This window comes from Mesorhizobium sp. PAMC28654 (genome assembly GCF_020616515.1).
Taxonomy (GTDB): domain Bacteria; phylum Pseudomonadota; class Alphaproteobacteria; order Rhizobiales; family Rhizobiaceae; genus Mesorhizobium.
This window is the reverse complement of the sequence record NZ_CP085135.1, coordinates 2,914,142-2,939,737: the sequence shown is the minus strand read 5'-3', so window position 1 is coordinate 2,939,737 and position 25,596 is coordinate 2,914,142. Positions and strand designations below refer to the sequence as shown.

General features: G+C 62.3%; 24 protein-coding genes and 2 pseudogenes. 16 read left to right on the top strand and 10 right to left on the bottom strand.

Features of this window, described 5'->3' with window-relative positions; translation table 11 throughout:
* Positions 1-93: 93 nt before the first annotated feature.
* From LGH82_RS14500 to trmB, 3 genes are all read left to right on the top strand, one after another.
* Positions 94-513, top strand: a complete 420-nt coding sequence (locus LGH82_RS14500) for a helix-turn-helix domain-containing protein (RefSeq protein ID WP_227349111.1) — start codon at positions 94-96, stop codon at positions 511-513.
* A gap of 167 nt (positions 514-680) precedes the next feature.
* Entirely contained in the window at positions 681-1,946 is a 1,266-nt protein-coding gene (gene metK / locus LGH82_RS14495) for a methionine adenosyltransferase (protein ID WP_227349110.1), read from the top strand.
* A 21-nt stretch (positions 1,947-1,967) separates the two neighbouring features.
* A complete protein-coding gene (trmB, locus tag LGH82_RS14490; protein ID WP_227349109.1) occupies positions 1,968-2,669 on the top strand; it encodes a tRNA (guanine(46)-N(7))-methyltransferase TrmB in 702 nt (233 codons plus the stop codon).
* On the opposite strand, the gene LGH82_RS14485 is transcribed toward trmB, so the two are convergent.
* Both LGH82_RS14485 and LGH82_RS14480 read right to left on the bottom strand, forming a co-directional pair.
* Complete coding sequence (locus tag LGH82_RS14485) at positions 2,645-2,839, bottom strand: hypothetical protein (protein WP_227349108.1); 195 nt, start codon at positions 2,837-2,839, stop codon at positions 2,645-2,647. The genes trmB and LGH82_RS14485 overlap by 25 nt on opposite strands.
* A 123-nt stretch (positions 2,840-2,962) precedes the next feature.
* Entirely contained in the window at positions 2,963-3,127 is a 165-nt protein-coding gene (locus LGH82_RS14480) for a hypothetical protein (RefSeq protein WP_227349107.1), read from the bottom strand.
* Positions 3,128-3,493: 366 nt separating this feature from the next.
* Here LGH82_RS14480 and rimP point away from each other — a divergent pair, with 366 nt between their 5' ends.
* From rimP to LGH82_RS14430, 10 genes and pseudogenes are all read left to right on the top strand, one after another.
* A complete protein-coding gene (rimP, locus tag LGH82_RS14475; RefSeq protein WP_227349106.1) occupies positions 3,494-4,126 on the top strand; it encodes a ribosome maturation factor RimP in 633 nt (210 codons plus the stop codon).
* A 48-nt stretch (positions 4,127-4,174) separates the two neighbouring features.
* Complete coding sequence (gene nusA / locus LGH82_RS14470) at positions 4,175-5,770, top strand: transcription termination factor NusA (protein WP_227349105.1); 1,596 nt, start codon at positions 4,175-4,177, stop codon at positions 5,768-5,770.
* A 38-nt stretch (positions 5,771-5,808) separates the two neighbouring features.
* The gene (locus tag LGH82_RS14465; RefSeq protein WP_227349104.1) at positions 5,809-6,459 is read left to right on the top strand and encodes an RNA-binding protein; all 651 of its coding nucleotides are present in this window, start codon (positions 5,809-5,811) and stop codon (positions 6,457-6,459) included.
* The gene (gene infB, locus LGH82_RS14460; RefSeq protein ID WP_227349103.1) at positions 6,456-9,077 is read left to right on the top strand and encodes a translation initiation factor IF-2; all 2,622 of its coding nucleotides are present in this window, start codon (positions 6,456-6,458) and stop codon (positions 9,075-9,077) included. The genes LGH82_RS14465 and infB overlap by 4 nt, the downstream gene beginning before the upstream one ends.
* Positions 9,078-9,187: 110 nt before the next feature.
* Positions 9,188-9,598, top strand: coding sequence for a 30S ribosome-binding factor RbfA (rbfA, locus tag LGH82_RS14455; RefSeq protein ID WP_227349102.1), 411 nt, complete (start codon positions 9,188-9,190; stop codon positions 9,596-9,598).
* Positions 9,598-10,575, top strand: coding sequence for a tRNA pseudouridine(55) synthase TruB (truB, locus tag LGH82_RS14450; RefSeq protein ID WP_227349101.1), 978 nt, complete (start codon positions 9,598-9,600; stop codon positions 10,573-10,575). The genes rbfA and truB overlap by 1 nt, the downstream gene beginning before the upstream one ends.
* Positions 10,576-10,683: 108 nt before the next feature.
* Positions 10,684-11,778: a magnesium/cobalt transporter CorA gene (gene corA / locus LGH82_RS14445; RefSeq protein WP_227349100.1), complete on the top strand. Its 1,095-nt coding sequence runs from the start codon at positions 10,684-10,686 to the stop codon at positions 11,776-11,778.
* A 194-nt stretch (positions 11,779-11,972) separates the two neighbouring features.
* On the top strand, positions 11,973-12,242 hold the full coding sequence (gene rpsO / locus LGH82_RS14440) for a 30S ribosomal protein S15 (RefSeq protein ID WP_006202929.1): 270 nt from the start codon (positions 11,973-11,975) through the stop codon (positions 12,240-12,242).
* Positions 12,243-12,681: 439 nt separating this feature from the next.
* On the top strand, positions 12,682-14,829 hold the full coding sequence (pnp, locus tag LGH82_RS14435) for a polyribonucleotide nucleotidyltransferase (protein ID WP_227349099.1): 2,148 nt from the start codon (positions 12,682-12,684) through the stop codon (positions 14,827-14,829).
* A 112-nt stretch (positions 14,830-14,941) separates the two neighbouring features.
* Positions 14,942-15,963 (top strand): annotated as a pseudogene (locus LGH82_RS14430) (class I SAM-dependent methyltransferase).
* An 18-nt stretch (positions 15,964-15,981) separates the two neighbouring features.
* On the opposite strand, the gene LGH82_RS14425 reads toward LGH82_RS14430, so the two are convergent.
* The 4 genes from LGH82_RS14425 to fabA all read right to left on the bottom strand — a co-directional run bounded on the left by LGH82_RS14425 (position 15,982) and on the right by fabA (position 20,233).
* Positions 15,982-17,532 (bottom strand): putative bifunctional diguanylate cyclase/phosphodiesterase, encoded by a 1,551-nt coding sequence (locus LGH82_RS14425; protein WP_227349098.1) that lies wholly within the window; start codon positions 17,530-17,532, stop codon positions 15,982-15,984.
* Positions 17,533-17,617: 85 nt separating this feature from the next.
* On the bottom strand, positions 17,618-18,430 hold the full coding sequence (gene fabI / locus LGH82_RS14420) for an enoyl-ACP reductase FabI (RefSeq protein ID WP_227349097.1): 813 nt from the start codon (positions 18,428-18,430) through the stop codon (positions 17,618-17,620).
* A 32-nt stretch (positions 18,431-18,462) separates the two neighbouring features.
* On the bottom strand, positions 18,463-19,683 hold the full coding sequence (fabB, locus tag LGH82_RS14415; RefSeq protein ID WP_227349096.1) for a beta-ketoacyl-ACP synthase I: 1,221 nt from the start codon (positions 19,681-19,683) through the stop codon (positions 18,463-18,465).
* A gap of 31 nt (positions 19,684-19,714) precedes the next feature.
* A complete protein-coding gene (gene fabA, locus LGH82_RS14410; RefSeq protein ID WP_227349095.1) occupies positions 19,715-20,233 on the bottom strand; it encodes a 3-hydroxyacyl-[acyl-carrier-protein] dehydratase FabA in 519 nt (172 codons plus the stop codon).
* Positions 20,234-20,475: 242 nt separating this feature from the next.
* Between fabA and irrA the strand changes: the two genes are divergently transcribed.
* Together irrA and LGH82_RS14400 are read left to right on the top strand one after the other, a co-directional pair.
* Positions 20,476-20,907: an iron response transcriptional regulator IrrA gene (irrA, locus tag LGH82_RS14405; protein WP_227349094.1), complete on the top strand. Its 432-nt coding sequence runs from the start codon at positions 20,476-20,478 to the stop codon at positions 20,905-20,907.
* A gap of 10 nt (positions 20,908-20,917) precedes the next feature.
* Positions 20,918-21,277, top strand: a complete 360-nt coding sequence (locus LGH82_RS14400) for a DUF4260 domain-containing protein (RefSeq protein WP_227349093.1) — start codon at positions 20,918-20,920, stop codon at positions 21,275-21,277.
* 73 nt (positions 21,278-21,350) lie between these two features.
* Here the strand turns inward: LGH82_RS14400 and LGH82_RS14395 are convergent, their stop codons facing one another.
* The gene (locus tag LGH82_RS14395) at positions 21,351-21,908 is read right to left on the bottom strand and encodes an SH3 domain-containing protein (RefSeq protein ID WP_227349092.1); all 558 of its coding nucleotides are present in this window, start codon (positions 21,906-21,908) and stop codon (positions 21,351-21,353) included.
* 157 nt (positions 21,909-22,065) lie between these two features.
* Between LGH82_RS14395 and LGH82_RS14390 the strand changes: the two are divergent.
* Positions 22,066-23,066 (top strand): annotated as a pseudogene (locus LGH82_RS14390) (2-hydroxyacid dehydrogenase).
* A 31-nt stretch (positions 23,067-23,097) separates the two neighbouring features.
* Here the strand turns inward: LGH82_RS14390 and LGH82_RS14385 are convergent.
* Genes LGH82_RS14385 through recF form a run of 3 tightly spaced genes read right to left on the bottom strand, consistent with a single transcriptional unit; the run spans position 23,098 to position 25,539 of the window.
* On the bottom strand, positions 23,098-23,586 hold the full coding sequence (locus LGH82_RS14385; protein ID WP_227349091.1) for a GNAT family N-acetyltransferase: 489 nt from the start codon (positions 23,584-23,586) through the stop codon (positions 23,098-23,100).
* A gap of 4 nt (positions 23,587-23,590) precedes the next feature.
* The gene (locus tag LGH82_RS14380) at positions 23,591-24,346 is read right to left on the bottom strand and encodes a molybdopterin-synthase adenylyltransferase MoeB (RefSeq protein ID WP_227349090.1); all 756 of its coding nucleotides are present in this window, start codon (positions 24,344-24,346) and stop codon (positions 23,591-23,593) included.
* Between the two features lie 53 nt (positions 24,347-24,399).
* Positions 24,400-25,539 (bottom strand): DNA replication/repair protein RecF, encoded by a 1,140-nt coding sequence (gene recF, locus LGH82_RS14375; protein WP_227349089.1) that lies wholly within the window; start codon positions 25,537-25,539, stop codon positions 24,400-24,402.
* Positions 25,540-25,596 lie beyond the last annotated feature (57 nt).

The window sequence follows — 25,596 nt, the reverse complement described above, 5'->3', positions numbered from 1 at the left end:
AAGCCGTTGGATCGTACTGTTGGGGCAGTCGCCGCCGGCTCCGCTTGGGCAGGAAAAAATAGAAAAAGCCGGAAAAATTCGGCGAGGAAAAAAATGATAGAAGACAACAAGAAGAAACCGAATCCGATCGACATCCACGTTGGAAGTCGCATCCGGCTTCGCCGCAATATGCTGGGAATGAGCCAGGAAAAGCTGGGCGAAAATCTCGGCATCACATTTCAACAGATCCAGAAATATGAAAAGGGCACCAACCGCGTTGGCGCCAGCCGTCTCCAGGCGATTGCCTCCATACTGGGAGTGCCTGTCGCCTTTTTCTTCGAGGATGCGCCGGGCCAGGAGGCCAGCGGCAATCGCGGATTTGCCGAGGATTCATCGATGTCTTTCGCCGTGGAGTTCTGCGGCAGTCCGGAAGGCCTTCAGCTCAACCGGGCTTTCGTCAAGATCACCGACATGAAGGTACGCCGCAAGATCATCGAGCTTGTGAAATCGCTTTCCTCCGACGATCCGGAATGAACTGGACCGTGGCGCCGGCGGCCACCGCCGCCGGTCCACCACATAACAATATCAACATTCCTTCATGCCAGAACGGACGCACCGCTTGACGAGCGGCGCTCCGCACCGTTAACACGTGGCGCGCCAAAATCGGCAGCCTGCCGATCGTTTTTCAAGAGGGGACACCCGTGACGCGGCAGAATTACTTCTTTACCTCGGAATCCGTTGCCGAGGGCCATCCCGACAAAGTCTGTGACCGTATCTCCGACGAGATCGTCGATCTGGTCTATCGCGAGGCCAAGAAGACCGGCATGGACCCATGGAAGGTCCGCGTCGCCTGCGAGACGCTGGCAACCACAAACCGCGTCGTCATCGCTGGTGAGGTGCGCGTCCCCGACACGCTGCTCAAGAAGGATAAGCAAGGCAACATCCTCAAGGATGCAGCCGGACATTCGGTCGTCAATCCGGCCAAGTTCAAGTCGGTTGCCCGCAAGGCGATCCGCGAAATCGGCTACGAGCAGGCCGGCTTCCACTGGAAGACCGCCAAGATCGAGGTTCTGCTGCACGGTCAGTCGCCAGACATCGGCCAGGGCGTCGACAATGCCGCCGACCGTCAGGGCGAGGAAGGTGCTGGCGACCAGGGCATCATGTTCGGCTATGCCTGCCGCGAGACGCCGGACCTGATGCCGGCTCCGATCTACTACAGCCACAAGATCCTCGAACTGCTGGCCGCTGCCCGTCACGAGAACAATGGCGAGGCCGGCAAGCTCGGCCCGGACGCCAAGAGCCAGGTCACAGTCCGCTACATCGACGGCAAGGCCGCCGAGGCGACGCAGATCGTGCTGTCGACCCAGCATCTCGATGCGAGCTGGGATTCCAAGAAGGTCCGTACCGTCGTCGAGCCCTATATCCGCGAGGCGCTGGGTGACCTGAAGATCGCCGACAATTGCATGTGGTACATCAATCCGACCGGCAAGTTCGTCATCGGTGGGCCCGACGGCGACGCCGGGCTGACCGGCCGCAAGATCATCGTCGACACCTATGGTGGCGCGGCACCGCATGGCGGCGGCGCCTTCTCCGGCAAGGACACCACCAAGGTCGATCGTTCGGCGGCCTATGCGGCGCGCTATCTCGCCAAGAATGTGGTGGCGGCGAAGCTTGCCGACCGCTGCACCATCCAGCTTTCCTACGCCATCGGCGTTGCCCAGCCTCTGTCGGTTTACGTCGACCTGCATGGCACCGGCAAGGTCGACGAAGCCAAGCTCGAGGAAGCGTTGCGCACAGTGATGGACCTGTCGCCATCCGGCATCCGCCGTCATCTCGACCTCAACAAGCCGATCTACGCCAAGACATCGTCCTACGGCCATTTCGGCCGCAAGGCCGGTCGCGATGGGTCTTTCTCGTGGGAAAAGACCGATCTCGCCAAGGCGCTCAAGGACGCTGTCGCCGCCTGATCGCGGCGCCAGGTCTAGCTCATGGATCCGAAGGACAGACCAAGCCGCGCGACCGAAGCTTTTTTCGGCCGCCGGCGCGGCAAGGCCATGCGCCCGCAGCAGGCTGCGGCGCTGGAAAGCGGATTCACGAAATACCGGCTCGACCTGACGACGGAATCGCCCCGAGACCCGCGCGGACTGTTCGAAGTCGATGTCGCCGCCGTGCGCCTTGAAATCGGCTTCGGCGGTGGCGAGCACCTGCTGCACCGCGCCAGCGAATCTCCGGCGACCGGGTTCATCGGCGTCGAGCCCTTCGTCAACGGCATGGCCAAGATGATGATGGCGGTCAAGGAAAGGCCGCTTGCCAATCTTCGCGTCTATGACGACGACGCCACGCGCTTGCTCGACTGGCTTCCGGAGAACTCGCTCGACGGTATCGATCTTCTCTACCCGGACCCGTGGCCGAAGAAAAAGCACTGGAAGCGCCGCTTCGTCAGCCCGGTCAATCTCGACCGTTTCGCGCGCGTGCTGAAGCGCGGCGGAAGATTCCGTTTCGCGTCGGATATCGACACTTATGTGAACTGGACGCTGCTGCATTGTCGCACGCATGGCGGCTTTGCCTGGCAGGCGGCGGACGCGGCGGACTGGCATCGGCCTTACGAAGGCTGGCCGGGGACGCGCTATGAGGCCAAGGCCATCCGCGAGCAGCGCCGTCCCGCCTATCTGACCTTCCTTCGCACCTGATCCTGCACCGCTGGCGGGAACGACGCCCGCACAAGCAAGCCACGTCCACCCGCTCCAGCCGTCAGTTCAAGCTTGCCGCCGGCGATCACCTTGGCGGTCGCCTCCGAACCTCTTCCGGCGTAGGTCGGGGTGTTCTCGATCAGGTTGCGGATCGTTTCTCCGAGCAGCATCGGCTCACCGCTTCTGTCTTGCTTCCGCTTTATCCGCGGGCCGGGGAGAAGAGACAAGGTGCTGCGCAACAGGATGCCAGCGAAGACCTAGCTACCGGAATCACCAGCGCGAGATGGCAGGCTTTAGAATCGGCGGATGCGGTCGAAATGTTCCGGATTAATGCCGAGCTTCGCGAGGTCATGATTCTTCGGACGATGGCCGCGTTCGACGGCCGCGGCTGCGGAGACGGCGCTACCGAATGCACGCACGAGGTCGCCAATACGGCCAAACGGCTTGTAGGTGTTCATATTCATCGTCCTCTTTGGGTGGATATCTGGAGCTCACATAAGTATCGCAAGGCAAAGTTGTAGAGACGCATATGCATGCTTGCCATGCAGCCGCCGCATGATCAGCCAATCGGCCACGGGCGCGCTGCCGGCTGTAGGACTTGAAAGGGGGGGCATATTCGTCTATATGAGCTTCAAATTCTTGGTCGGTATGACGAAGAGTGGGTCCACCCGGTCCCGCTCTTTTTTGTTACCTGCCGGGTGCATTGGACCGAAAAGTGCGAAGCGGTTTTCGGATGATTCCGATGCGCAAGCTAAGAACAGGCAATGAGAGGCATCCGTTTCGGATGACTCTCAACCGCCAACTAATCGAACGACAGGAATCGAATGACTGCAACGACAATCGAGGGCGACGACCGTATCATCCGTGAAAGCGGTATCGATGCGCGCATCGCGCTGATCGTGCAGCCGGTGCTGCGCGGTATCGGTTTCCGCCTCGTGCGGGTGCATCTGTCCGGGCAGAACGGCCTGACATTGCAGATCATGGCCGAGCGCGAAGACGGCACCATGACGGTCGAGGATTGCGAAGAGGTTAGCCGCGCGGTGTCGCCGGCGCTCGACGTCGATGACCCGATCGAAAAGGCGTATCATCTTGAAGTGTCGTCGCCGGGCATCGACCGGCCGCTGGTTCGCAAGTCGGATTTCGTGGCCTGGACGGGCCATCTGGTGAAGATTGAGACATCGATACTCGTTGCCGACCGCAAGCGGTTCAAGGGCAAGATCGCCGAAGCCGGTGAAGACGATGTGCTCATCGAGCGTGACGTGGCGGCCTATGGCCAGGAGCCGACGGTGCGCGTGCCCTATGATGCGATCGCCGACGTAAGGCTGATCCTGACCGATGATCTCATTCGCGATGCGTTGTCGAAGGACAACAGGGACCGCAAGGAGGCGAAGAAACGCCGCGGCGAACCTGATGACGCACCCGAGGGTGCGGAAGACGAAACCGAACAGGAACTGTGATTGGGCTGCCGGGCATGAAGGCTCGGCAACAAGCTCGGGAGAAATAAGATGGTTGTAAGCGCCAACAGGCTTGAACTGCTGCAGATCGCTGACGCGGTCGCGCGTGAAAAGTCGATCGACAAGTCGATCGTCATCGCCGCCATGGCTGATGCGATCCAGAAGGCCGCGCGCTCGCGTTACGGCCAGGAAACCAATATCCGCGCCGACATCAACGCCAACACCGGCGAGATGAAGCTGCAGCGGCTGATGGAAGTGGTCGAGAAGGTCGACGACTATGCCACCCAGATCGCCATTTCCTCGGCGCGCGAGCGCAATCCCGACGCGCAGCTCGGCGATTTCATCGCCGAACAGCTGCCGCCGATGGATTTCGGTCGCATCGCCGCCCAGTCGGCCAAGCAGGTCATCGTGCAGAAGGTGCGCGAGGCCGAGCGTGACCGTCAGTATGACGAATACAAGGATCGCATCGGCGAGATCGTCAACGGCACCGTCAAGCGCGTCGAATACGGCAACGTCATCGTCGATCTCGGCCGTGGCGAGGCGATCATCCGCCGCGACGAGCTTATCCCGCGCGAGAACTACAAGTATGGCGACCGCGTCCGCGCCTATGTCTATGACGTGCGCCGCGAGCAGCGCGGCCCGCAGATCTTCCTGTCGCGTACCCATCCGCAGTTCATGGCCAAGCTCTTCACCATGGAAGTGCCGGAAATCTACGACGGCATCATCGAGATCAAGGCCGTTGCCCGTGACCCCGGTTCGCGCGCCAAGATCGCAGTCATCTCGCGTGATAGCTCCATCGATCCGGTCGGTGCCTGCGTCGGCATGCGCGGCAGCCGCGTCCAGGCGGTCGTCGGCGAATTGCAGGGCGAGAAGATCGACATCATTCCGTGGTCGCCTTCGGCTGCCTCCTTCATCGTCAACGCGCTGCAGCCGGCGGAAGTCGCCAAGGTCGTGCTCGACGAGGATGCCGAGCGCATCGAAGTCGTGGTTCCCGACGACCAGCTGTCGCTGGCCATCGGCCGCCGCGGCCAGAACGTGCGTCTCGCCTCCCAGTTGACCGGCTGGGACATCGACATCCTGACCGAGGCCGAAGAATCCGAACGCCGCCAGAAGGAATTCGTCGAGCGCTCGTCGCTGTTCATGGAAGCGCTCGATGTCGACGAGATGGTCGGCCAGGTGCTCGCCTCCGAAGGCTTCACCAGCGTCGAGGAAGTCGCCTATGTCGATTCGAGCGAGATCGCCTCGATCGACGGCTTCGACGAGGACACCGCTTCGGAGATCCAGACCCGCGCCCGCGAGTATCTGGAGAAGATCGAAGCCGAGCATGACGACAAGCGCAAGGCCCTGGGCGTCACTGACGATCTGCGTGAAATTCCCGGCATCACCACGGCAATGATGGTGACGCTCGGCGAGGACGGCGTGAAGACAGTCGAGGATTTCGCCGGCTATGCGGCTGACGACCTGACCGGCTGGAAGGAACGCAAGGACGGCGAGACGAAGGTCTATCCGGGTGTGCTCGCCAGCCACGGCGTTTCGCGCGCCGATGCCGAGCAGATGGTTCTTGCCGCCCGCCTCAAGGCAGGCTGGATCACCGAAGACGAGCTTGCGGCCGAAGATATTCCGGCTGACGAAGCCGTTGGTGCGTGAGGTGAAACCGCATCGCACCGAACCCGCCCCAGGACGAGATGAACGATCGCACCTGCATCGTCACGCGCAGACAAGCCGAACCGGATGAACTGATCCGTTTCGTCGTCGGCCCGGATTCGGCCGTCGTTCCCGATCTCAAGAGAAACCTTCCCGGCCGTGGTTGCTGGGTGACCGCCGACCGCCTACATATGGAGAAGGCGGCGGCGAAGAATCTGTTCGCTCGCGCATTCAAGGCGCAGGTGACCGTACCGCCAGATCTTGGCGGCATGGTCGACGGGCTGCTTTCCAGATCCGCTTTGGGTATGCTTGGCCTTGCCCGCAAGGCAGGCGCGATTTCCCTTGGGGCCACCAAGGTCGAGAGTGCGGTGCGCGGCGGGCTAGCGCTTTTCGTGCTTCATGCGGCCGAGGCGTCCGATGATGGGGTGCGCAAGATCAGCCAGGCGCGACGGGCAACGGTCCATCTCGGCGGGCCTGCAACGCTTGCTTACAAACTTTTCTCCGAGGCAGAGTTGAGCTTGGCATTGGGGGGTACAAATGTGATACATGCTGCCGTTCTCGCGGGAGACGCGGGCAGGGCGGTCCTGAAGCGCATGGTTGCGCTCGACCGATATCGGGGCGGTACCCCGGACGATCTTGCAATGATTGCGGCTGTTGCTGACGAAGATGATGCCGCAGAGGATATGGAATGAGCGATACGAAATCGGGCGACGATAAGACGTTGAGCGTTACACCGAAGAAGACCTTGACGCTGAAGCGCCCCGGTATGGAACAGGGCACCGTGCGCCAGAACTTCTCGCATGGCCGCACCAAGGCGGTCGTGGTCGAGACCAAGAAGCGCAAGTTCTCGATGCCCGGCGACAAGCCGGAGCCGGTTGCTGCCGCGCCTGTGTCCGTCTTCACGCCGAAGCCACCGGTAGCGCCCGCTCCGGCGCCCGCGCCGACGCCGCCCCCCGCGCCGGCACCCGTCGTTGTGCAGGAAGCGCCCAGGGCGCCGCCGCCTCCGCCGCCACCAAGGCCAGCCGAACGCGGCGGCATGGTGCTGAACGAGCTGTCGCGCAGCGAAATGGAAGCGCGCCGCAGGGCGCTCGAAGGTTCGAAGGTTCGCGAGGTCGAGGATCGCCAGCGTGCGACCGAGGAAGCCAAGCGCCGCGCCGAGGACGAGGAGCGCCGCAAGCGCGAGCGCGAGGAATCAGCACGCCGCCAGGCCGAGGAAGAGGCACGGCTTCAGACCGAGGCCGAGTCCCGCCGCCGCGCCGAGGAAGAAGCGCGCCGCCGAGCACCGCAGGCAGCCGAACTGGCAACCGTTGACGACGAAGAAGAGGTCAAGCCGAAGCGGGCTGTGGCCGGCGCACCGGTGCGCCGTCTGGTCACGCCCGAAGTGGCGCGTCCGGCCAAGCCCACCAAAAGCGAGGAAGATCGTCGCCGTGGCAAGCTGACGCTGAATTCCGCATTGTCCGACGAGGACGCGCGGGCCCGTTCGCTGTCCTCGATGCGTCGCCGCCAGGAAAAATTCAAGCGCGCGATGCATAATGAGCCGCGCGAGAAAGTCATGCGCGAAGTGATCTTGCCAGAGACCATCACCATCCAAGAACTGGCGCAGCGCATGTCCGAGCGCGCCGTCGACCTGGTCAAGTTCTTCATGAAGCAGGGCCAGATCCTGAAGCCGGGCGACGTCATCGACGCCGACACGGCCGAGCTGGTCGCCACCGAATTCGGTCATACGGTCCGCCGCGTCGCCGAGTCCGACATCGAGGAAGGCCTGTTCAACATCGCCGACCGTCCCGAGGATCTGGTATCGCGTCCGCCTGTGGTCACGATCATGGGCCACGTCGATCACGGCAAGACCTCGCTGCTCGACGCCATCCGCAATGCCAATGTCGTGTCCGGCGAGGCCGGTGGCATCACCCAGCATATCGGCGCCTATCAGGTCGAGAAGAACGGTCACAAGATCACCTTCATCGACACACCCGGCCACGCCGCCTTCACGGCGATGCGTGCACGCGGTGCCCAGGCAACCGACATCGCGATTCTGGTGGTGGCGGCCGATGACAGCGTGATGCCGCAGACGATCGAGTCGATCAGCCACGCCAAGGCTGCCGGCGTTCCGATCATCGTGGCGATCAACAAGATCGACAAGCACGACGCGGACCCGCAGAAGGTGCGCTCGGAACTGCTGCGCCATGAGGTCTTCGTTGAATCCATGGGCGGCGAAGTGCTGGACGTCGAAGTGTCGGCAACCAAGGGCACCAATCTCGACAAGCTGCTCGAGGCGATCCTGCTGCAGGCCGAAATCCTCGACCTGAAGGCCAATCCTGACCGCACCGCCGAAGGTGTCGTCATCGAGGCCCAGCTCGACAAGGGCCGTGGCCCCGTCGCCACCGTCCTGGTGCAGACCGGCACGCTCATGCCCGGCGACATCCTCGTCGCCGGCAATGAATGGGGCCGGGTGCGCGCGCTGGTCAATGATCGTGGCGGGCAGGTCAAGGAAGCGCCGCCGGCCATGCCGGTCGAGGTGCTCGGCCTTCAGGGCACGCCGCAGGCGGGTGACCGTTTCGCTGTCGTCAACAACGAGGCCCGTGCTCGCGAGATCACCGAATATCGCCAGCGTCTGGCGCGCGAGAAGGCGGTTGCGAAACATGCCGGCCAGCGCGGCTCGCTCGAACAGATGATGTCGCAGTTGCAGACAAGCGGGCTGAAGGAATTCCCGCTGGTCATCAAGGGCGACGTGCAGGGTTCGATCGAAGCGATCAACGCGGCTCTGGACAAGCTCGGCACCGACGAAGTGCGTGCGCGCATCGTCCATGCCGGCGCCGGCGGCATCACCGAAAGCGACGTGTCGCTGGCGGAGACGTCGGGCGCCGCGATCATCGGCTTCAACGTTCGCGCCAATGCACAGGCGCGTGCGGCCGCCGTGGCCGCGGGCATCGAAATCCGCTACTATTCCATCATCTACAATCTCGTGGATGACGTGAAGGCAGCCTTGTCGGGCCTGTTGTCGCCGGAGCGTCGCGAGACCTTCATCGGCAATGCGCAGATCCTCGAAATCTTCGATATCACCAAGGTAGGCAAGATCGCCGGCTGCCGTGTCACCGAAGGCAAGGTGGAGCGTGGCGCGGGCGTGCGCCTGATCCGCGACAACGTCGTCATCCACGAAGGTACGCTGAAGACCCTGAAGCGCTTCAAGGACGAAGTCTCGGAAGTCCCGGGCGGCCAGGAGTGCGGCATGGCCTTCCAGAACTACGAGGACATGCGCGTCGGCGACATCATCGAGTGCTTCCGCGTCGAGATGATAACCCGGACGCTCTGAGTTCGAGTATCTTGTTGAGACCGGGCGGTGGTCGAGAGACCGCCGCCCAAAACATATGAGACATGCGGCTCGGTCCTATCCCGCGCCTCACGCTTTCAGGATTGAGAAAAATGCCCCGTCCAACCACGTCAAGCCCATCCCAGCGCATGCTGCGCGTCGCCGAGCAGGTGCGCCATGCTCTGTCCGAGACTCTGCAGCGCGGTGAGATCATCGATCCGCTGATCGAGAACACGGTGGTTTCGGTCTCGGAAGTGCGCATGTCGCCCGACCTGAAGGTCGCCACGGCCTTCGTCTCGCCGCTCGGTGCCAAGGATACCGATGCGGTGGTGGCGGCGCTGAACAAGCATGCGAAGTTTGTGCGGGGCCGCGTCTCCGGCGCACTTCGGCAGATGAAGTTCATGCCTGAGTTCCGCTTCAAGCTAGACACATCGTTCGACAATTTCGCCAAGATCAACACCTTGCTGAAATCGCCCGAAGTTGCGCGCGATCTCGCTGAGAACGACGACAAGGACACTGAATAGTGGGGCGCCGCGGCAAGAAGAAGGGTCGGCCGATTTCGGGCTGGCTGGTGCTGGACAAGCCGATCGGCATGGGTTCGACCGAGGCCGTTTCCAAGATCAAATGGCTGTTCCAGGCGGACAAGGCCGGCCATGCCGGCACGCTTGACCCCCTGGCGTCCGGCATGCTGCCGATCGCGCTTGGCGAGGCCACCAAGACCGTGCCTTACGTGCAGGACGGCGCCAAGATCTATCTTTTCACTGTCGCCTGGGGTGAGGAGCGTTCGACGGACGATCTCGAAGGGCCGGTGACGAAGAATTCCGAGCAACGCCCGTCCGAGACGGATGTTCGCGCGCTTCTGCCGAAATACACAGGCGTCATCATGCAGACGCCGCCTCAGTTCTCGGCCATCAAGATCGCCGGTGAACGTGCCTATGATCTCGCCCGCGAAGGCGAGACCGTCGACATTCCAGCGCGTGAAGTCGAGATCGGCCGTCTGGAGATCATCGAGCATGGCGCCGACCGCACCATTTTCGAGATCGAATGCGGCAAGGGCACCTATGTGCGCTCGCTGGCCCGCGACATGGGTCGTGACCTCGGCTGTTTCGGTCATATTTCCGAACTGCGCCGGATCGAGGTCGACCCGTTCACAGCGGAGGATTTTGTCACGCTGGCTGAACTGGAAGCCGCTCGTTTTGGCAACCCAGGCGATGAGCCCACGGAATCGGCGGAGGCGGATGACGCAGTCGACGTGCCCGTCGACTTCAGCGCCATCGACGCGCTGCTGGTCGATACATCCGCGGCGCTCGATTGCTTGCCGCAGGTCGCGATCAGCGATGATGCCGCGACCAAGATACGTCTCGGCAATCCGGTCATCATCCGCGGTCGCGATGCCCCAGTCGAGGCGGAGGAGGCCTGCGCCACGGCACGTGGCAAACTGGTGGCCATCGGCGCCATCGAGCAAGGCATGTTCAAGCCAAAGCGGGTTTTTGCCGGCTAAGGCAATTCCAGGAAAAGTGTGAAACGGTTTTGCGTGCGTTCCGTCAAACGATGAACCGCTCCGAGGCCGCTCACTTGATGTCAGTGCGACGTTACGCTCGAGGGGCATATGGCGAAGGCTGAAGCGGTGAGGAAGCGGGCACCGGTGAAAACGCGCCGCCCGCCCGTCGGCGCTTCGCCGGGCACGCTGATCGCCGATCCGGCGGCGCGGCGTACCGAGCTGCGGCTGACCCTGATTTCACCGACGAAATTCAAGACGATCGAAAACGCCAGCATCGATGACGTCACCGCCAATTGCGACAAATGGCCGGTTATCTGGCTCGACTGTACCGGCCTCGCCAACATCCCGCTGATCGAGGAGATCGGCCGTATCTTCAGCCTGCATCCGCTGGCGCTGGAGGATGTCGTCAACACTGGGCAGCGGCCAAAAGTCGACTTCTTCGAGGATCATGCCTTCGTCGTCGTCAGGATGATCGACGATGTCACGGCGCACCGCTACGAACAGATTGCTGTCTTCCTGGGCAAGAATTTTGTCGTCACCTTCCAGGAGCGTGAAGGCGATCCGTTCGACCCCGTGCGCAAGCGCATCGGGAGTTCTGCGCCGAACCGGTTGCGGGCACGCGGCGCTGACTATCTCGCCTATGCGCTGATCGACGCCATCGTCGACAGCTATTTCCCGCCGATCGAGGCCGCCGGCGACATTGTCGACGGCATCGAGGACGAAATGCTGCACACGCCGCACAAGCGCCATATGCGGCAGCTGCACGAATTGCGGCGCGATGCCAATGTGCTGAAAGGCGTGCTGTGGCCGATGCGTGACGCGCTGGCGACGCTGATCCGCAACGACGTGCCCTTTGTGAAGGCCGAGACGAAGGTCTTCCTGAACGACACGCTGGATCATTCGTTCCGATTGATCGAGCTGGTCGAAACCCAGCGCGACATGCTGACCGGCCTGATCGAGATGCATCTGTCGCTGAGCCAGGCGCGCACCAACGACGTCATCAGCTACCTGACGATCGTCTCGGTGATCTTCATGCCGCTCACATTCCTTGTCGGCGTTTGGGGCATGAACTTCGACCCCGAGTCCTCGCCCTGGAACATGCCGGAGCTGAAGTCCTATTACGGCTACCCGGCCGCACTTTTCTTCATGTTGCTCGTCGCGATGGGCCTCATTGCCTTCTTCCGATGGAAGAAATGGCTTTAGCGAGAAGCCGGTAGCCACTTTCAGGAGCAGAAAGCGGCGGCAAAGCCGGCTTGTGAATTGGGCTGGTGTTTTCCGGGGAATTGCACTATATGCGCCGCAGCATAGCGCCTTGACGCTTTGCCTGCACCGGCCCCTGCTGGACGACATCCCGGCTGAGGGCGTCCCGTTTCCTCGAACAGATAAGGAAAAACACGATGTCGATTACTGCCGAGCGCAAACAAGAATTGATGGGTGAATTCGCAACCGCCAAGGGCGATACCGGGTCTCCGGAAGTCCAGGTGGCCATCCTTTCCGAGCGCATCAAGAACCTGACCGACCACTTCAAGGACCACAAGAAGGATAACCATTCCCGCCGTGGTCTGCTCGCTCTCGTCTCCCAGCGCCGTAGCCTGCTTGATTATCTCAAGCGCAAGGACGACGCGCGCTATCAGACGCTGATCGAGAAGCTCGGTCTGCGCCGCTGACGAATTGACCGGCGGGGTCTCTTTGGAGGGCCCGCCGATCGCGCATTGGAGCGCCGGGTTGAAAAGCCGCGTCGCGATCTTCAGACAAGCCAATGCAGGAATGAAGGAATGGAGCGCCGCATGTCCGATCGGACATGCAAAGGATGCTCCGGGAATTTGAATTTGCTTGTGATTACGTCCGAAAACCCAAGGTTTTCGAGATCATGTGCAAGCCCGATCGCATCGATCGGCAATTCGGTTCCGCGGCGGCACAGGGCTGCATCGGAACCGCCCATGGACAGTCATGGGGCAGGATTGCAGGACGCTCGCGCGGCCATAGCGCCGGACTTTTCGAGCTTCCCGTTGTCTTGCCCGTGGCTGGTCCGCAAAGGAAGCCAGGGGGAAGGGCATTCGCGCACGGTGAAACGGCGCGGCCCTTTCCGCATACAAAGGACAAGATATGTTCAATTACCACAAAGTGGAAATCGAGTGGGGCGGCCGTCCGCTCATCCTGGAAACCGGCAAGATTGCCCGCCAGGCTGACGGCGCGGTGCTCGCCACCTACGGCGAGACCAAGGTTCTCGCCACCGTCGTCTCGATGAAGGAGCCGAAGCCAGGTCTCGATTTCTTCCCGCTGACCGTCAACTACCAGGAAAAGACCTACGCCGCCGGCAAGATCCCGGGTGGCTATTTCAAGCGCGAAGGCCGTCCGAGCGAGAAGGAAACGCTGGTTTCCCGCCTCATCGATCGCCCGATCCGCCCGCTCTTCGCCGCCGGCTACAAGAACGACACCCAGATCGTCGTCACCGTCGTGCAGCATGATCTCGAGAACGATCCGGACATCCTGTCGATCGTCGCCACCTCGGCCGCGCTCACACTGTCGGGCGTTCCCTTCATGGGCCCGATCGGCGGCGCCCGCGTCGGCTACATCAACGGCGAATACGTGCTGAACCCGCATGTCGATGAGATGCAGGAATCCAAGCTCGACCTGATCGTCGCCGGCACCACCGAGGCCGTGCTGATGGTTGAGTCCGAAGCCAAGGAACTTGGCGAGGAGCTGATGCTCGGCGCCGTCATGTTCGGCCACAAGGGCTTCCAGCCGGTCATCGACGCCATCATCAAGCTGGCCGAAGTTGCCGCCAAGGAACCGCGCGACTTCACCGCGCCGGACTATTCCGCGCTTGAGGCAGAGATGCTGAAGATCGTCGAAGGCGAACTTCGCGATGCCTACAAGAACATCGACAAGCAGAAGCGCTACGCCGCCGTCGACGCCGTCAAGGCGAAGGTCAAGGCAGCGTTTGCACCAGCCGAAGGCGAAGAGGCCAAGTACACGTCCGAGCAGATCGGCACCGTGTTCAAGGAACTCCAGGCCAAGGTCGTGCGCTGGAACATCCTCGACACCGGCTCGCGCATCGATGGTCGTGACCTCAAGACCGTCCGCAAGATCGTCTCCGAAGTCGGCGTCCTGCCGCGCACGCACGGTTCGGCGCTGTTCACCCGCGGCGAGACCCAGGCGCTGGTCGTTGCCACGCTTGGCACCGGCGAGGACGAGCAGTATGTCGATTCGCTGACCGGCATGTACAAGGAGAAGTTCCTCCTTCACTACAACTTCCCTCCCTACTCCGTCGGTGAGACCGGCCGCATGGGTTCGCCGGGTCGCCGCGAAATCGGCCACGGCAAGCTCGCCTGGCGCGCTATCCGCCCGATGCTGCCGAGCGCTGACCAGTTTCCCTACACGCTGCGCGTCGTCTCGGAGATCACCGAGTCCAACGGTTCATCGTCGATGGCCACCGTCTGCGGCACCTCGCTGGCGCTGATGGATGCCGGCGTTCCGCTGGCGAAGCCCGTCGCCGGTATCGCCATGGGCCTGATCAAGGAAGGCGAGCGCTTCGCCGTTCTCTCCGACATCCTTGGCGACGAGGATCACCTCGGCGACATGGACTTCAAGGTCGCCGGCACCGCCAACGGCATCACCTCGCTGCAGATGGACATCAAGATCGATGGCATCACTGAGGAGATCATGCAGATCGCGCTTGGCCAGGCCAAGGACGGTCGCCTGCATATCCTTGGCGAAATGGGCCATGCGCTCTCCGGCGCGCGTTCGGAACTCGGTGAGTTCGCACCGCGCATCGAGGTCATGCACATCCCGACCGACAAGATCCGCGACGTGATTGGTTCGGGCGGCAAGGTCATCCGCGAGATCGTGGAAAAGACCGGCGCCAAGATCAACATCGAGGACGACGGCACGGTCAAGATCGCTTCGTCGAACGCCAAGGAGATCGAGGCGGCCAAGAAGTGGATCCACACCATCGTTGCTGAGCCGGAAGTCGGCGAAATCTACGAAGGCACGGTCGTCAAGACCGCCGACTTCGGCGCTTTCGTCAACTTCTTCGGTCCGCGTGACGGCCTCGTCCACATCTCGCAGCTTGCCAACGACCGGGTCGCCAAGACCTCGGACGTCGTCAAGGAAGGCGACAAGGTCTGGGTCAAGCTGATGGGCTTCGACGAGCGCGGCAAGGTCCGCCTGTCGATGAAGGTCGTCGACCAGGCCACCGGCAAGGAACTCGCTCGCGACAAGAAGTCCGAAGGCGAAGAAAACGCCGCCTGAACAGGCTGATAATGTAATCGAAGCGGGCGCGCCGTAAGGTCGCGCCCGTTTTCTTTTTGGAGCACAACGGGATTTTCCGTTTTTGCTGCGGTGGATCAGGTGGGATCAAGGAATGTCCGGCGAAGCGACGAAGACACTGTTCCATCCATTCGAGGCGGAAGCCATCTCGATGCCGGGCAAGGGCGAACGCGTTCTCTTCCTGGGCGCGGAACCCGGCTTTCGGCTGCCCGACGGCTTCGAGGCGGAAATCCATCTCGTGCAGGGCTTTCGGCCCTATTTTCGGGCGCTGCAGGCATCCGGCCGGATCGTCACTCCGCAAGGGGAAGGCAACGGTTTCGATGCCGCGCTCGTGCTTGCCGGGCGCGCCATCGCGGACAAAACGAACTGCGCATCGCGGAAGCGCTTGAGCGTGTCGCGCCCGGCGAGATGATCGTCGTCGCCGGCGGCAAGGATGAGGGTATCGCCAGCCTGCGCAAGCGTCTCGACGAGCTCGTACCGCTTGACGGCCATATGCCGAAATACCATGGCATTGCCTTCTGGTTTCGCCGTCCGGCGGATGCCGTGGCCGCTGCCACGCTTCGTGCCGCCAATCCCGCTCCGCGGGTTGACGGCCGTTTCACGACAAGCCCCGGCATGTTTTCCTTCGACCGGATCGACGTCGGTTCGAAACTGCTGGTCGATAACCTGCCCGCCGACTTGCGCGGCCACGTTGCGGACTTCTGTTCGGGCTGGGGCTATCTGGCGGCGGAGACGTTGGCGCGATCACCAGCCATCTCCGCGATGGATCTGCATGAGGCTGACTTCACTTCGCTGGAAGCGGCAAAAGCCAATCTCGCGGATGTCAGCCAATCGGTTGCAAAAAACTTCTTCTGGACGGATCTGCTAAGCGAGCCGGTCGAGCGGCGCTACGATGCCATCGTCATGAACCCGCCATTCCATCGCAGCCGTGCGGCCGAGCCCGAGATCGGTGCCGGAATGATCCGCGCCGCGGCGAAGGCCTTGAAGCCGGGCGGGCGGCTGTTCATGGTCGCGAACCGCCAGCTTCCCTACGAGCCGGTGCTGGCGGCGGCCTTCTCCAGCCATGCCGAGATCGCCCGTGCCGGGATGTTCAAGGTGTTTTCCGTGCGCCGCTGAGACAGCAGGGCGCCGGCGTCAGTGCATGTTGGCGACGAGACGCTCGCGAACGTCATGAGCCGTGTGCACCTCGCGAAGCCCGATCTTGAGCGGCGCCGGGCGGCCGAACAGGTAACCCTGGACGACTTCGCAACCGGCGGCCCTGAGCAGCGTCGCCTGGTTCTCCGTTTCGACGCCTTCCGCGATGATGCTGACGCCTAGCGCGCGCGAAAGTCCGACGATGGTCGAGACGACCGCGCCGGAACTTGAATCGGTATCGATGCGGCTGACGAAAGAGCGATCGATCTTCAGCTTGCCGAACGAGAAATCGATCAGGTAGCTCAGATTGGAGTAGCCGGTGCCGAAATCGTCGACGGCGACGGAAATGCCCATATCGGCCAGTTCGCGCAGGATGGTCGCGGCCCGGTCGCGAACCTGCATCATCGCCGTCTCGGTCACTTCCAGCTCCAGCCTGGACGGCTTGATGCCGGTGCTTGCCATCGTATCGCGCACGATGCCGACGAAATCCCTGGTCATGAATTGCACCGGGGAGATGTTGACGGCGACGAAACAGTCATCCGGCAGATGCCGGGCATCGCTACAGGCCTTGTGCAACACCCACTCGCCAATGGGGCCGATCATGCCGGTTTCCTCGGCGATTGGAATGAACTCCATCGGCGGTATCATGCCGCGTTCCGGATGCTTCCAGCGGATCAGCGCCTCGTAGCCAATGACACGGCCGGACGGCAGATCGAGTTGCGGCTGATAGTGGAGGTCGAAGTCGCCGCGGTCGAAAGCTGTGTGCAGCTCGGATTCAATCCACTGGCGGTGATCGGCGACCCGGCCCATGTCGGCGTGGAAGATCGACCAGTTGCCGACACCGCTGGCGCGCGCATTCTGCAGCGCCAGATTGGAGCGGCGCAGGATGAGCACAGGGTCGACGCCGTCCTTGGGCATCGCCACGATGCCCACCGACAGGCTGACCGATTGCAGGTGGGAACCGAGCTGATAAGGCTCCATCATCTCGTCGATGATCTTCTCGACGGTGCCTTCCATCGATCCCTGGATTGCAAGGTCGGGGAGCAGCACCGCGAACTCGCCGGCGCCAATGCGCCCCACCACCGCGCTCTCGGGCAGGCAGGTCTTCAGTCGCTTCGTGAAGGCACGGATCAGTTCGTCGCCCTGGCTGTAGCCGATCGCGTCGTTGATCTGCTTGAAGCGGTCTATGTCGATGTCGATGAGATACACCGGTTCGCCGGTCTTGCTGGTGGAGCATGCGGCTTCGGCGATCTTGCCGACCATCGCCGGTCGTGCCAGCAGGCCGGTCAGCTTGTCGAAATGGGTTTCCTTGAAGACATATTCCGCCGATTCATCGATGCCGGCAAAGAACGACAAGGCGGCGCCCGCGGCGGCGAGTGCGCAAAGGGCGGCCACGATGCAGATCATCGTGCTCACCGGCATGCCGGCAAGGTTGTCGCCGAATCCGTACTTCAGGCCCCAGAGGCCGAGAACGAAGCTGCCCATCCCCGAGCTTGCTATGGTAAGCAGCCGGAACATCGGTGTTCGCTTCGGGTTGCTGACAGCTTGCATTACAAAAAGTCCCCAGTAGGGGCTTTCTAACGGACGTCTCCTTAAAATGAGTTTCCGCCAATGCATATAATTTTACTGGATAAGACTATTCCCGTCCGCCGTCCGTCTGCTTCAACTCGTCGAGCGTCGGCATCGAAACAATATGATAGCCGGAATCGACATAGTGAATTTCGCCGGTGACGCCGGAAGACAGATCCGACAGGAGATAGAGAGCCGAACCGCCGACCTCTTCGAGGGTCACCGTGCGGCGCAGCGGCGAGTTGCGCTGCTGATAGGAGAACATGTGGCGTGCATCGGAAATCCCGGCGCCGGCGAGCGTGCGCACCGGTCCGGCGGATATGCCGTTCACCCTGATCCCGCGCGGACCGTAGTCGTTGGCGAGATATCGCACGCTGGCCTCCAGGCCGGCCTTGGCTACGCCCATGACGTTGTAGTTGGGCATGACACGGACTGATCCCGCATAGGTCAGCGTGATCATCGAGCCGCCCTCCTTCATCAAGGCGGCGGCATGGCGGGCCACTTCCGTGAAGGAGTAGCAGGAGATCACCATGGTGCGGACGAAATTGTCGCGGCTGGTGTCGGCGTAGAGGCCTTTCAACTCGTTCTTGTCGGAAAAGCCGATCGCGTGGACGATGAAGTCCAGCCCGCCCCAGCTGTTTCCCAGCGTCTCGAAGGTGGCGGCGACCGATGCGCTGTCCTCGACGTCGCAGGGAATGATCAGGGACGCGCCAAGCTTCTCGGCGAGCGGCTTGACCCGGCGCCCGAAGGCGTCCCCCTGATAGGTGAAAGCGAGTTCCGCCCCATGTTCGGACAGCTTTTTGGCAATGCCCCAGGCAATCGAATGATCGTTGGCGACGCCCATGACAAGCCCGCGCTTGCCCTTCATCAATCCGTCCATGGCCGGCAATCCTTCTACAAAAAACGCTGGCCTTATGCGGAATAGCGCTGGAAAACGAGCGTTGCGTTGGTGCCGCCGAACCCGAACGAGTTTGACAAGACCGTGTCGATCTTGGCGTTGTCGATACGTGTTCGCACGATCGGCATGCCCTCGAATTCGGGATCGAGGTTCTCGATATGAGCGCTCTCGCCGATGAAGCCGCCTTGCATCATCAGGATCGAGTAGATCGATTCCTGCACGCCGGCGGCGCCCAGCGAATGGCCGGTCAGCGACTTCGTCGAGGTGATATGCGGCATGTCTTGGCCGAACACCTCGCGGATGGCGCCCATTTCCTTGGAGTCGCCGACCGGCGTCGAGGTGCCGTGCGTGTTGATATAGTCGACTGATCCAGAAACGGTCGACAGGGCTTGCCGCATGCATCGGACAGCGCCTTCGCCGGAGGGAGCCACCATGTCATGGCCGTCGGAGGTCGCGCCATAGCCGACGATCTCGGCGTAGATCTTGGCGCCGCGCGCCTTGGCGTGTTCGAGTTCTTCCAGAACCAGCACGCCGGCACCACCGGCAATGACGAAGCCGTCGCGGTTGACGTCATAGGCACGCGAGGCGGAAGACGCCTGGTCGTTGAACTTCGACGACATGGCGCCCATGGCGTCGAACAGGTCGGACATCGTCCAGTCGAGATCCTCATGACCGCCGGCAAAGACCATGTCCTGCTTGCCCCATTGGATCAGTTCGTAGGCATTGCCGATGCAATGCGCCGAAGTCGAGCAGGCCGACGAGATCGAATAATTGACGCCGTGAATCTTGAACCATGTGGCGAGCGTCGCCGAAGCCGTCGACGACATCGCCTTCGGTACGGCGAACGGACCGATGCGCTTCGGGCTGCCGTTCTTGAGCGTGGTCTCCGCCGCTTCGACGATGGTGCGGGTGGAGGGGCCGCCCGAGCCCATGACGATGCCGGTGCGCTCGTTGGTGATGTCGCTCTCGCCAAGGCCCGCGTCCGCGATCGCCTGATCCATGGCGACATGATTCCAGGCAGCACCCTGTGACAGGAAGCGCATGGCGCGACGGTCGATCATTGTCGATGGGTCGAGCGTCGGCGCGCCCCAGACCTGGCAGCGGAACCCATGTTCGGCAAAGGAATTGGAGAAGCTGATGCCGGATTTGGCATCGTGGAGCGAGGTCTGCACCTCGTTGGCATTGTTGCCGATTGACGACACAATGCCGAGGCCTGTGACTACGACCCGTCTCATGGGCTGCTCCTTCCAGAGTGTCCGGTGGCGATCAGGCGACCGCCGACTGCTTTGACAGACCCACTTTGAGATCCGTTGCCGAGTATATGGGCTCGCCATCGGCCTTCAGCCATCCATCGGCGATGCCGAGCACCAACCGCCCGCGCATCACGCGCTTGAAGTCGATGCCGTATTCCACCTTCTTGACCGAGGGCGTCACCATGCCCTTGAATTTCACTTCCCCGGTCGACAGCGCCATACCCTTGCCAGGCTCGCCGAGCCAGCCAAGATAGAATCCGGTCAGCTGCCACATGGCGTCCAGGCCCAGGCATCCCGGCATGATCGGGTTGCCGATGAAATGGCAAGCGAAGAACCAAAGGTCCGGCTTGATGTCGAATTCCGCCCGGATGAAACCCTTGTCGAACGCGCCGCCGGTTTCGCTGATCTCGGTGATGCGGTCGAACATCAGCATCGGAGGATAGGGCAACTGGGCGTTTCCCGGCCCGAACAGATCACCGCGGGCGCAGGCAAGCAATTCCTCATATTCGTAGCTGGATTTCGAACCCGCCATAAACTCGTCCCCGTAATCGTCCCGGGCGGTAGCGCGCCCTTGTCGTTGGTGTTCCTAACACAATCTGTTTCCGGCCGGAAACCGGCGTTTGCGCTTAACCCGCCCGTCTGCCCGGGTCAATGCGCGCTATTGATCGTATTCAGCCGACAGAATATATGTCAGCAGGTGTCCGGTTTGGGCAGAGGCCCTTTTTTTGCCACTGTGGGCATGTCTTGGGGCGGAAGTAAGGGCTCGACAAACAGATGGATCTGGGCAGCCGGAAGGAAGATGTCGCTGTGGACAAGCGGGTTCGCGAAGCGGGCTTGAGGCCGACACGTCAACGCATCGCGTTGGCTGATCTGCTTTTCGCCAAGGGCGATCGCCATCTTTCAGCCGAGGAGTTGCATGAGGAGGCGATAGCCGCCGGCGTGCCGGTGTCGCTGGCCACGGTCTACAACGCTCTTCATCAGTTCACTCAGGCGGGCCTGCTGCGCATCCTGGCCGTCGAGGGGGCGAAGACATATTTCGACACCAACACCTCGGACCACCACCACTTCTACATCGAAGGCGAGAACCGGATCTTCGACATCGCCAATGGTCCGGTCACGGTCACCAACCTGCCGGAGCCGCCGGAAGGGATGGAGATCGCCAATGTCGACATCGTGGTGAGGCTGCGCCCGAAACGCCGCGATTGATCCGCACGCGATGAAGGCGTTGAGCCTGGCGATTCGGCTCGAATGGGCCGTCGTCGCGGCGGCCGCAATCGCTTTCTACGCGGTTGCCGGTAGTTCCTGGTGGCTGTTTGCCCTGCTCATCCTGGCTCCGGACCTGTCGATGTTCGGTTATCTTGCCGGGCCTCGGTTGGGTGCCATCAGCTACAACGCCCTGCACATCCTGATCTCGCCGGTGCTGCTGCTGCTCGCCGGTCACTTCGGCGGCAGTACGATGGCAACGGCGATCGCCTTGATCTGGATCGTCCACATCGCCATCGATCGCGCGCTGGGCTACGGCCTCAAGCTACCCAGCGGTTTTCAGGACACACATCTCGGCCGCATCGGCCGATAAACCATAATTCCGCGAATCGAATCTGGTTTCTCGAAGGCTCGATGCTCTTGGAGATAGAGCAGGCGCCTGGGGGTCAGTCCTTGACCCGCTCGCCCGGATAGGCACCCCATACAAGCGACTGCGCGAGCCAACCGGTATGGCCCTCGAAAGTCATTTCGCACCACTGGCCATTGCAGGACTTGATCGAGCCCATGACGCCGGGCTCGATGATGGCGACCACCCTCGCACCGTCTTGCGGGCTGTTAAGCAGGTTGATCTTGGCATCCTTGCCGCGCTGCCAGGGCGAGACGATGGCCGTGCGCTTGCCTGAAAGCAGCGACTGGTTGATCCAGCCTTCCGACCCGTCCGCATCGCGTACGCGGCGCCAGGTATCGAATTCCTGGATGATCTCCATCGGCAGGCCGGCCTTCATGTACATCCAGTCGACGGAATAGTTGGCGCCAGGGCCAACGCGCGAATTGACGCGGCCGGATTTCAGGCTGACGAAACGCGGCAGTGGCAGGCCGCTTGGTCCAAGCGTGATGCTCTGCGCGGTTGTGGCGGCGCTCTGCGCCGCCACAACCGGGGAATAGACGAGAGCGCCAAGACATGCTGCGCTGAAGGCCAGGCGAAGCGACGCGTAACCAGACACTTTCGTTCCTTTCGGCGCCGGCCCGTTGGCCATGCGCGCCTTTTTCTTTGTCTTCGGCGGAACCGCTTGTTACATGGGTAACTGGCACCGCGACCGGTTTTCAGTTTCGCCTGTCTTGGTTAAAGAGGTCTCAACGAGATCGGGGTACGAGGAAACAATGGCAGGCAAAAAGAAGCCTCTCGTCGTCATTACGCGCAAGCTGCCGGACCCCGTCGAAACCCGCATGCGCGAGCTTTTCGACGCGCGGCTGAATGTCGAGGACAGGCCGATGACGCAGCCCGAACTGGTGGCGGCGGTCAAGGAAGCGGATGTTCTCGTCCCCACCGTCACTGACCAGATCGATGCGGCGCTGATTGCCCAGGCGGGCGAGAACCTCAAGCTGATCGCCAATTTCGGCAACGGCGTCGACAAGATCGACGTGGCGGCGGCGGCCAGGAAGGGCATCACCGTCACCAACACGCCGAACGTGCTGACCGAAGATACCGCCGACATGACCATGGCGCTGATGCTGGCCGTGCCCCGCCGGTTGGTGGAGGGCGCCAGTGTCCTGACCGGCGACAAGAAATGGGCCGGCTGGTCGCCGACCTGGATGCTTGGCCGACGCATCTGGGGCAAAAGGCTTGGCATTGTCGGCATGGGCCGAATCGGCACCGCCGTCGCCAGGCGGGCAAAGGCGTTCGGCCTTTCGATTCACTACCACAATCGCCACCGCGTCCTGCCGGCGGTCGAGGACGGGCTGGAGGCGACCTATTGGGAAAGCCTCGACCAGATGCTTGCCCGCATGGACATCATCTCGGTCAATTGCCCATCCACGCCGGCGACCTTCCATCTGCTTTCGGCGCGGCGGCTGGCTCTGCTGCAGCCGACGGCCTATGTCGTCAATACGGCGCGCGGTGACATCATCGATGAGGAATCGCTGGCCAAACTGATCCAGGACGGCAAGATCGCCGGCGCTGGCCTCGACGTTTACGAGCACGAACCCGCGTTGAACAGCAAGCTGCTGAAGCTCGCGGCCAAGGGCAAGGTCGTGCTGCTGCCGCACATGGGGTCGGCGACGCTTGAGGGCCGCATCGACATGGGCGAAAAGGTCATCATCAACATCAGGGCCTTTTTCGACGGTCACCGCCCCCCGACCGGGTCTTGCCGCTGCGAACGTGACTGCCTGTCGGTGTATATGGTTAGCTGAAGCTTACGAAAGGACTTTGCGCATGGTGATTGAGGTCGGCCGGCTGTAGCCCTCATGCGCGGTGCGTTCGGTTTCATGAAAGCCCAAGCGGACAAACACCGCATGATTGGCGGTCAGTTCGATCCGCGTCTCAAGTTCGAGGACCGCCTTGCCGCGAGTGCGAGCCAGCGTCTCAACGGCCTGCATCAACTGCTTGCCGATGCCTGAACCCTGACGGTCCGGTTCAACCGCGAGCTTTCCGACATAGAGATCGTCAGCCCGTTCCAGAACAAAGACGCAGCCAACGATCCTGCCGTCCTGCAACGCCGCGAAACCCGTCTCGTGCCTGGCCTTTTCCCTGAGGCTTGCGACATTGAGCCGGTTCGCCGAGGACGGCGGGTCGATGACGCCGTCCATCGAGGCGAAGGCCTTGAGGATCAGCGCCAGCACATCGTCAAAGCGCTCGAAATTGGTCGAAAGCCTTATGATGGATACGGCTACGCCTTGATTCATCGGGTCAGCTTCTCTTGTAGCGGATCGTGTCGAAGCGTGCGTTCAGCGCATCATAGAGCAGCAACCTGCCGACCAGGGGCTCGCCGATCCCGGTGATCAGCTTTATGGCCTCCATGGCCTGCAGCGTACCGACGACCCCGGTCAGCGCACCGAGAACGCCGGCCACCGCGCAGGACGGCACCAGGCCGGGCGGCGGCGGCTCGGGGAAAAGATCGCGATAACCTGGGTTTGGCTTGCCATCCTTGCCGGCTTCGAATGGTTTCAGCACTGTCACCGAACCGTCGAAGCGGCCGACGGCCGCATGCACGAGCGGCCTTTTCTCCGTCGCGCAGGCATCGGCCACCGCATAGCGGGTTTCGAAATTGTCGGAACCGTCGACGACGATGTCGTAGCGGGCGATGAGGGCAGGGGCATTGTCCGCAGTCAGCCTGAATGTGTGCGTTTCGACAGTGGTGTTGGGATTGATGTGCGCGATTGCCGCCTTGGCGCTGTGAGTTTTCAGCATGCCGACCGTGTCGGTGCCGTGGATGACCTGCCGCTGCAGGTTGGAAAGCGAGACGACGTCATCGTCGACGATGCCGAGCGTGCCGACGCCGGCGGCGGCAAGGTATTCGAGCACCGGCGTTCCCAGCCCACCCGCGCCGATGACCAGCACCCGTGCCTGCTTCAGCTTCTGCTGTCCCGTGCCGCCGATCTCGGGCAGGACGATGTGACGGGCGTAGCGTTCGATTTCTTCAGCGGTCAATGCGGTGGGGGTCATTGCCGGACCATATAGCGGCGGAAAAACCTTGTCAGGGGCTCATCGGCGGAGATTCAAATGGTTGGCGCAACCGCGCCGTAGTCAACCGTGAGGAATTGCGCACGCCCGGCCAGGCTGGAAAACAGCGCCGCGTCGGTTCCGGTCATGAAGGCCTGGCAGTTCAATTCCTCCAGGATGGAGAACAGCGCCGCGCGCCGTCCGCTGTCGAGATGAGCGGCGATCTCGTCGAGCAGCAGGATCGGCGTCATGCCCGACATCTCGCCGGTCAGGCGGGCGTGCGAAAGCACGATGCCGACCAGAAGCGCTTTCTGCTCACCGGTCGAGCAGAGTTCGGCTGGCATCGCCTTGGGCCGGTGCCGAACCACGAGATCCGAGCGGTGGGGGCCGTCAAGCGTTCGTCCGGCGGCGCGGTCGCGGTCGCGACCGCCGGCCAGTGACCGGCGGAAACGTTCCTCGACATCGACTGCCGGCGCGGCGCTCACTTCGCTTTCCAGTTCTCCCGAAATGCTTATGTCGGCCTGGGGAAATGGTCCGGCGTCCGGCAACCTGTTGATCATGGCGGCGAGCAGGCGCGCCAGTTCGGCTCGTGCCGCGGCGATCGCCACGCCGGTTTCCGCCATCTGCATCTCGATTGCGTCGAACCAGGCGCCGTCACGCGAACCCTCGGCCAGCAGGCGATTGCGGCCACGCATCGCCTTCTCATAATCGAGCGCGCGCTGGCCGTGGCCCGGATCGATCGCCAGCACCAGTCGGTCGAGGAAGCGGCGGCGGTCGCCGGCCGGCCCGGTGAACAGGCCGTCCATCGCCGGCGTCAGCCACACGACGCGCAGCCATTCCAGCATGTCTTCGGTCGAGCGTGCCGTCGCGCCATTGATCCGCACTCGCCTGCCGCCCTCGCCAGCGGCATCGCCACCGGAAATGCCGGTGCCGATCTCGACCTCGCCTTGCGGCCCATCAAGACGTGCATGCAGCGCAAAACCGCCGTCGCCACCCTCGCGCGCCACATCGCCGTAGGGCGCGCGGCGCAAGCCGCGCCCGGGCGTCAAAAGGGAAATCGCTTCCAGGAGATTGGTCTTGCCGGCGCCATTGTCGCCGGAAAAAACCACCGCGCCGGGGTCAAGATCGATTGACAGCGCCGCGTAGTTGCGAAAATTCGTAAGTGTTAGCTTACTTATATGGGTCTGTTCCGGCAACCGCTATCCGCCTGTAGAAGTCGCCGCAATCATCGTTCCCAAAGCCGGCACCCAACA

Bases quoted from the DNA above. Each gene is read 5' to 3' on its own strand.
- infB (WP_227349103.1), top strand. From the start codon at position 6,456: ATGAGCGATACGAAATCGGGCGACGATAAGACGTTGAGCGTTACACCG.
- irrA (WP_227349094.1), top strand. From the start codon at position 20,476: ATGGATCTGGGCAGCCGGAAGGAAGATGTCGCTGTGGACAAGCGGGTT.
- fabB (WP_227349096.1), bottom strand. From the start codon at position 19,683: ATGAGACGGGTCGTAGTCACAGGCCTCGGCATTGTGTCGTCAATCGGC.
- LGH82_RS14465 (WP_227349104.1), top strand. From the start codon at position 5,809: ATGAACGATCGCACCTGCATCGTCACGCGCAGACAAGCCGAACCGGAT.
- fabI (WP_227349097.1), bottom strand. From the start codon at position 18,430: ATGGACGGATTGATGAAGGGCAAGCGCGGGCTTGTCATGGGCGTCGCC.
- pnp (WP_227349099.1), top strand. From the start codon at position 12,682: ATGTTCAATTACCACAAAGTGGAAATCGAGTGGGGCGGCCGTCCGCTC.
- corA (WP_227349100.1), top strand. From the start codon at position 10,684: ATGGCGAAGGCTGAAGCGGTGAGGAAGCGGGCACCGGTGAAAACGCGC.
- rbfA (WP_227349102.1), top strand. From the start codon at position 9,188: ATGCCCCGTCCAACCACGTCAAGCCCATCCCAGCGCATGCTGCGCGTC.
- LGH82_RS14385 (WP_227349091.1), bottom strand. From the start codon at position 23,586: ATGAATCAAGGCGTAGCCGTATCCATCATAAGGCTTTCGACCAATTTC.
- LGH82_RS14400 (WP_227349093.1), top strand. From the start codon at position 20,918: ATGAAGGCGTTGAGCCTGGCGATTCGGCTCGAATGGGCCGTCGTCGCG.
- fabA (WP_227349095.1), bottom strand. From the start codon at position 20,233: ATGGCGGGTTCGAAATCCAGCTACGAATATGAGGAATTGCTTGCCTGC.
- rimP (WP_227349106.1), top strand. From the start codon at position 3,494: ATGACTGCAACGACAATCGAGGGCGACGACCGTATCATCCGTGAAAGC.
- nusA (WP_227349105.1), top strand. From the start codon at position 4,175: ATGGTTGTAAGCGCCAACAGGCTTGAACTGCTGCAGATCGCTGACGCG.
- trmB (WP_227349109.1), top strand. From the start codon at position 1,968: ATGGATCCGAAGGACAGACCAAGCCGCGCGACCGAAGCTTTTTTCGGC.
- LGH82_RS14480 (WP_227349107.1), bottom strand. From the start codon at position 3,127: ATGAACACCTACAAGCCGTTTGGCCGTATTGGCGACCTCGTGCGTGCA.
- LGH82_RS14500 (WP_227349111.1), top strand. From the start codon at position 94: ATGATAGAAGACAACAAGAAGAAACCGAATCCGATCGACATCCACGTT.
- LGH82_RS14380 (WP_227349090.1), bottom strand. From the start codon at position 24,346: ATGACCCCCACCGCATTGACCGCTGAAGAAATCGAACGCTACGCCCGT.
- LGH82_RS14485 (WP_227349108.1), bottom strand. From the start codon at position 2,839: ATGCTGCTCGGAGAAACGATCCGCAACCTGATCGAGAACACCCCGACC.
- rpsO (WP_006202929.1), top strand. From the start codon at position 11,973: ATGTCGATTACTGCCGAGCGCAAACAAGAATTGATGGGTGAATTCGCA.
- LGH82_RS14425 (WP_227349098.1), bottom strand. From the start codon at position 17,532: ATGCAAGCTGTCAGCAACCCGAAGCGAACACCGATGTTCCGGCTGCTT.